Consider the following 4,690-nt stretch of genomic DNA (forward strand, 5'->3'; position numbering starts at 1 on the left):
GCCCGCGCCCCGCACCGACCTCGAACCCGGCGGGGGCGACGAGCACGAAGTCCTCGTCGTACAGGTCGAGCCCGGTCACGCCGCCGACGGCCACGGGCAGCGCCAGCAGGACGACGTCGAGCCGTCCGGCCAGCAGTTCCGCGACGATCTGGTCGGTCCGCTCCTCGCGCACCGAAAGCTCCAGCTCCGGGAACTCCTTGGCGAGCCGGGGCAGGACGACCGGCAGCAGGTACGGCGCGACGGTCGGGATCACGCCCACCCGCAGCGGCCCCACGAGCGGCCCGCGAACCGCCCTGACCTCGTCGACCAGCCGGTCCAGCTCCGTCAGGACGGCCTCGGCGCGCCGCGCCACCCGATGCGCCCTCCCGGGCGGCCACCTGCCGGCCGAGGCGTTCGAGGCCGCCAAGGGCGCCGCGTCGGTCATGGCGATGAACAACGTCTACTACCGCGCGACCCACCTGATCGGGGACGGGACGTACGCGACGCTGCCCGCCAGGCTGAGGATGTCGATCATCGGCAGGCCGGGCGTGGAGAAGGTCGATTTCGAGCTGTGGTGCTTGGCGGTGTCGGCGGTCAACGGCTGCGGGCGGTGCCTGGAATCGCACGAGAGGGTCGTCCGGGAGGCGGGCCTGTCGCGGGAGCTGGTGCAGGAGGCGTTGCGGATCGCCGCCGTCGTGAACGCGGTCGCGGCGACGCTCGACGCCGAGGCCGCGCTCGCCCCGGCCACCGTCTGACGCGCACCACCGTCTGACGTGCTTGCACGACGTCAGGCCCGTGCTGCGGGCCTGGCGTCGGTCACTCCCACTCGATGGTGCCCGGGGGCTTGGACGTGATGTCGACCGTGACGCGGTTGATCTCGCGGACCTCGTTGGTGATGCGCGTCGAGATCCGCTGCAGCAGCTCGTAGGGGAGCTTCGCCCAGTCGGCCGTCATCGCGTCCTCGCTCGTCACCGGGCGCAGCACGATCGGGTGGCCGTAGGTGCGGCTGTCCCCCTGAACGCCGACGGAGCGGACGTCCGCCAGCAGGACGACGGGGAACTGCCAGATGTCGCGGTCGAGGCCCGCGTTGGTGAGCTCCTCGCGGGCGATGGCGTCCGCGTCGCGGAGGATGTCGAGGCGGTCGCGGGTGACGGCGCCGACGATGCGGATGCCGAGGCCCGGGCCGGGGAACGGCTGGCGCCAGACGATCTCGGTCGGCAGGCCGAGCTGCTCGCCGAGCGCGCGGACCTCGTCCTTGAACAGGCTCCGCAGCGGCTCGACCAGCTTGAACTGCAGGTCTTCGGGGAGGCCGCCGACGTTGTGGTGCGACTTGATGTTGGCCGCGCCGGTCCCGCCGCCCGATTCGACGACGTCCGGGTAAAGCGTCCCCTGGACGAGGAATTCCACCGGTTCAGCGGCATCCTCCCCGCCCTTCTGAGGCGACGACCCCCTGGAACCGCCCCTGACGATCTCGCGCGCCGCCTCCTCGAAGACGCGGATGAACTCGCGTCCGATGATCTTGCGCTTCTCCTCGGGGTCGGCGACGCCGTCGAGGGCGGCGAGGAAGCGGTCCTGGGCGTCCACGACGTGCAGGTTCACGCCGGTGGCGGCGACGAAGTCCTTCTCGACCTGCTCGGGCTCGCCCTTGCGCAGCAGGCCGTGGTCGACGAACACGCAGGTCAGCTGGTCGCCGATGGCGCGCTGGACGAGCGCGGCGGCGACGGCCGAGTCGACGCCGCCCGACAGCGCGCAGATCGCCCGCTTGTGCCCGACCTGCTCCCGCACGGCCTCGATCGACTCGTCCGCGATGTTCACCATCGTCCAGTTCGGACGGCAGCCGGCGCCCTCGTAGAGGAACCTCCGCAGCAGCTCCATGCCGTGCGCGGTGTGCAGCACCTCAGGGTGGAACTGGACGCCGAAGAGGCCGCGTTCGAGGTCCTCCATGCCGGCGACGGGCGTCACGTCCGTGCTGGCCGTGACGGTGAAGCCGGACGGGGCGCGGCTGACGCAGTCGCGGTGCGACATCCACACCGGCTGCTCGTGCGGCAGCCCCGCGAACAGCATGCCGGGGGACGAGACGGTGACGGTCGCGCCGCCGAACTCGGCGACGTCGGAGTTCTCCACCGTCCCGCCGAGCGCCTGCGCCATCACCTGGTGGCCGTAGCAGATCCCGAACATGGGGACGCCCTGCCGCTGCGACAGGTCGAACAGGCCGTCCGGCGCGACCGGGGCGCCCTTCTCGTACACCGACGCCGGGCCGCCCGACAGGATGATCGCCTTCGGGCGCCTGGCGAGCATCTCCGCGGCCGGCATGGTGGACGGCACGATCTCGCTGTACACATGGCACTCGCGGACGCGCCGCGCGATGAGCTGCGCGTACTGCGCGCCGAAGTCGACGACGAGAACGGTGTCAAAGGATTGGTCAGCGGCCACCAAGAACGCCTTTCGCACGGGCCGGAACGACCCCACCAGTCTACGGGCCCGCTGCCAGCGCCGATGCGCGCGCCCCTGGCACGACCAACACATGGTGCGATCCGCCGATAACGGTCGGCATCCATTTACCTTGATCACACTCACGGCAGGACTTCGCTCTGATACCTGTTGATGACGCCCTGTATTCGCATGGTTCCCGTCCGCAAGCGTCCCTCCCCAGGCCCTAGGAGTGCCGTGAAGCTGCTCGCCATCACCGCCTTGCTCGCCGCCGCCATACCGGCCTTGCCGCCCGGTCCGCCACCGGCCGCCGCGGGCTCGGCGGCCACCGCCGCCCATCTGGGCGCCGCACCTCAGGGCGCTGCGCGTCAGGGCGCCGCACATCGGGACGGTGCGCGTCAGGGCGCCGCGCATCGGGACGACTGCGCGGACGCCGGCGCACGGCTCCGTCCGGGCGGGCACGGGCACGGCCGGGAACACAACGACCTGACGCCTGGGGAGGCCGCCGCCGTCGAACGGCAGCTCGACCGGATACTGGACCGTCTCGGCCTGGACCTCGGCCCGGCGGACGGCGCGGGCGGTCAGTCGACCGGCGCCGAACTGCGCGCCGCCCAACCGGTCACCATTCCCGTCTACTTCCATGTGCTGCACGACGGCTCTGAGGGCAACGTGTCCATGGCGGAGGTCAATCGGCAGATCAGCACGCTGAACGACTCCTACGGTGGACGCAATGGAGGCGCGAACACCCGTGTCTCCTTCACGCTCCGCGCCGTGAGCCGTACGGACAACGCGGACTGGTTCAACGATCCCGAACGGTACGAGGGGACGTACAAGCCGAGGCTGCGCAAGGGCGGTAAGTCGACGCTGAACCTCTACAGCGCCCAAATAGGCGGGGACCTGCTCGGCTGGTCGACGTTCCCGTGGAAGTACAAGTCCGAGCCGAAGATGGACGGCGTGACCATCCACTACGGCAGCATGCCGGGCGGCTCGATCGACAACTTCAACAAGGGCTTCAGCGCCACCCATGAGGTCGGCCACTGGCTCGGGCTTTACCACACGTTCCAGGACGGCTGCGGAAGCCGGGGCGACAGGGTCGCGGACACGCCCGCCGAGCGCGATCCCACGAACGGCTGCCCGGCCGGCAAGGACACGTGCCCGTCCCCCGGGGAGGACCCGATACACAACTACATGGACTACAGCTACGACACGTGCATGACGTCCTTCACCGCCGGGCAGGGCGCCCGGATCCACAAGGTGTGGAAGGCATACCGCGCCTAGTCGGCGCCTTTCGCCCTCGGCCGAGAATACGGGCGCGCTGGGCAGGCTAGCGGCCGAGGATGCGGGCGGCGTCCTCGGCCGGTAGCCGGCGGACGGCCTCCCGTAGCGTGACCCCCGACATGATGCCGACGCGTGGTTCGACCCACGCCACCACCCAGCCCGGGTCCTTCTTCGACAACTCGCGCAAGACCCACCCAAGGGCTTTGCGGATGAAGAACTCGCGTTCACCGATCAGGGCGTCCCCGAACCGGTCGAGCCGTTCCAGATCCGGGTTTCCCGTCCGGACGCCTGCGAGCAGAGCCAGGACGGCCGTACGCCGTATCCACATGTAGGGGTCGCTGACCCAGGCGTCCAACGCCGTGGCCAGATCCGGATACCGGAGGACCAATCCGCCGACGACCTTTTCCGCGATTTGGTCCACGTACACCCAGCTCGCCGAATCCCGGACGAGCCGTTCGGCCATCCCGAGGTCGTTCGGTTCCAGCGACGAGGCTCGCTTGGTGAGGATCTCAATCGCGGCCATGCGCGCCTCATGCACGGGACGGCCTTCGTCCGTCACGTTCCAAAGGGCCTTGGCAAGAGCGACCAAATCGTCCCGCGTGGGCGTGATCCTCACCGACGACGTCGCCACCTTGCGCAACGCCGGCACGGGCACGCCGATATGCGCGAAGCCGCTCTTCAGGTAGCGCTTCTCATTCTCAGCGCGTACCGGGTCGGCCTGTGCCCGCAACTCCGCCAGGATCCGCGACGCCTCGCCCTCGACATCCATGCGGACACGCTACGCCGCCCGCGCTAGGGCGCCGTATTCAGCGTTGGACATCCCGATTCGTCCAGGTTTGCCAAAGACGAGATGGTCGTTCGCATCCACTCTTGATCCAGCAGTAACTCCGCTCCCCTCGCGCGCGCCCCCGCGCGCGCAACCCCCTGAGGAGTTCCATGAAACGCGCCGGAATCGCCAGCGTCCTCGGCGTGGTAGCCGCCTTCAGTGCGTACGCACCCGCCG

Annotated in this window: 5 protein-coding genes; 2 read left to right on the forward strand and 3 right to left on the reverse strand. The window is 69.9% G+C overall.

Features of this window, described 5'->3' with window-relative positions:
* Window positions 1–352: LysR substrate-binding domain-containing protein (locus ETD83_RS39525; protein ID WP_230421497.1), on the reverse strand; the 352-nt coding region annotated here is incomplete at its 3' end.
* Window positions 353–422: 70 nt separating this feature from the next.
* On the opposite strand from ETD83_RS39525, the gene ETD83_RS45165 reads away from it, so the two are divergent.
* Window positions 423–734 carry a carboxymuconolactone decarboxylase family protein gene (locus ETD83_RS45165; RefSeq protein ID WP_230421498.1) on the forward strand — a complete coding sequence of 104 codons (312 nt, stop codon included), beginning with the start codon at window positions 423–425 and terminating at the stop codon, window positions 732–734.
* A gap of 61 nt (window positions 735–795) precedes the next feature.
* Here ETD83_RS45165 and guaA read toward each other — a convergent pair whose 3' ends face one another.
* Window positions 796–2,412 (reverse strand): glutamine-hydrolyzing GMP synthase, encoded by a 1,617-nt coding sequence (gene guaA, locus ETD83_RS39535; protein ID WP_171064707.1) that lies wholly within the window; start codon window positions 2,410–2,412, stop codon window positions 796–798.
* Window positions 2,413–2,646: 234 nt separating this feature from the next.
* Between guaA and ETD83_RS39540 the strand changes: the two genes are divergently transcribed.
* Complete coding sequence (locus ETD83_RS39540; RefSeq protein ID WP_230421499.1) at window positions 2,647–3,687, forward strand: zinc metalloprotease; 1,041 nt, start codon at window positions 2,647–2,649, stop codon at window positions 3,685–3,687.
* Between the two features lie 46 nt (window positions 3,688–3,733).
* Here the strand turns inward: ETD83_RS39540 and ETD83_RS39545 are convergent, their stop codons facing one another.
* A complete protein-coding gene (locus ETD83_RS39545; RefSeq protein WP_138650368.1) occupies window positions 3,734–4,456 on the reverse strand; it encodes a DNA alkylation repair protein in 723 nt (240 codons plus the stop codon).
* Window positions 4,457–4,690 lie beyond the last annotated feature (234 nt).

The sequence above is a fragment of the Actinomadura soli genome, assembly GCF_005889715.1.
GTDB lineage: Bacteria > Actinomycetota > Actinomycetes > Streptosporangiales > Streptosporangiaceae > Spirillospora > Spirillospora soli.

Coding starts and splice junctions, on each gene's coding strand:
- ETD83_RS39545 (WP_138650368.1), bottom strand. CDS start 4,456: ATGGATGTCGAGGGCGAGGCGTCGCGGATCCTGGCGGAGTTGCGGGCA.
- ETD83_RS45165 (WP_230421498.1), top strand. CDS start 423: ATGGCGATGAACAACGTCTACTACCGCGCGACCCACCTGATCGGGGAC.